The sequence below is a fragment of the Paenibacillus sp. OT2-17 genome, assembly GCF_009827695.1.
In the GTDB taxonomy this organism is placed as follows: Bacteria; Bacillota; Bacilli; order Paenibacillales; family Paenibacillaceae; genus Paenibacillus; species Paenibacillus polymyxa_B.
The window spans coordinates 1-792 of the sequence record NZ_WUDQ01000959.1 but is presented as its reverse complement, the minus strand read 5'-3'; the positions used below and the strand labels follow the sequence as shown (position 1 = coordinate 792).

At 48.6% G+C, this 792-nt stretch carries 1 protein-coding gene and 1 pseudogene; both read left to right on the top strand.

Annotated elements, in window-relative coordinates; all coding sequences use genetic code 11:
* Nucleotides 1-329: pseudogene (locus GRP75_RS28460) on the top strand (dual-specificity RNA methyltransferase RlmN); the annotation flags it as partial.
* 6 nt (nt 330-335) lie between these two features.
* The coding region (locus GRP75_RS28455) for a protein phosphatase 2C domain-containing protein (RefSeq protein WP_160791054.1) at nt 336-792 on the top strand (457 nt) is incomplete at its 3' end.

Here is a 792-nt window from a genome sequence, read left to right as displayed (position 1 = left end):
AGGATGTTATGGATTCTCTACGTTACTATCTTGCTAAGACGGGGCGGAGAATTTCGTTTGAATATGCCCTGATTGGTGGGGTAAACGATCAGGCAGAACATGCTGAAGAGCTAGCAGATGTGTTAAAGGACATGCTGTGTCACGTCAATTTGATTCCAGTCAATCATGTGCCTGAGCGCAAGTATGTACGCACATCACGCAGTGATATTTTTAATTTCCAACGTATTCTTGCCGAAAAAGGCGTCAATGTGACGATCCGGCGTGAACAGGGTCACGATATTGCCGCTGCTTGCGGTCAGTTGCGTGCAAAGCATATGGAGTTGGGGTGAAACCATTTGATCAAAACAGTTCATGTCAGCCATGTCGGACGTGTACGTTCGGTGAATGAGGATTCTGCCTGGATCAGGCACTTGGAGCAAGGCTATATCCTTGGGATTGTTGCCGATGGTATGGGGGGGCATTTGGCCGGTGATACGGCCAGCCGCCTTGCGGTAGAGACACTTGCCGCTGATTTGGCGACGCTGGAGAGCGGATTATCCGCACATTCTTTGACGGCGGCGCTCAGCGACGCTATTTTGCATGCCAATGAAGTCATCTTCCAGACGGCTGCACGCGATGAAAAGTATCATAATATGGGAACGACAGTTGTTGCGGTTTTATTAAACGACGCATCCGGAATTATCGGACATATCGGTGACAGTCGTGCCTATGTCATTTCCAAAGGAGCGGTACGTCAGCTTACAGAAGACCATACTTTGGTTAATGAGCTGTTCAAAAACGGTCAGATCAGTA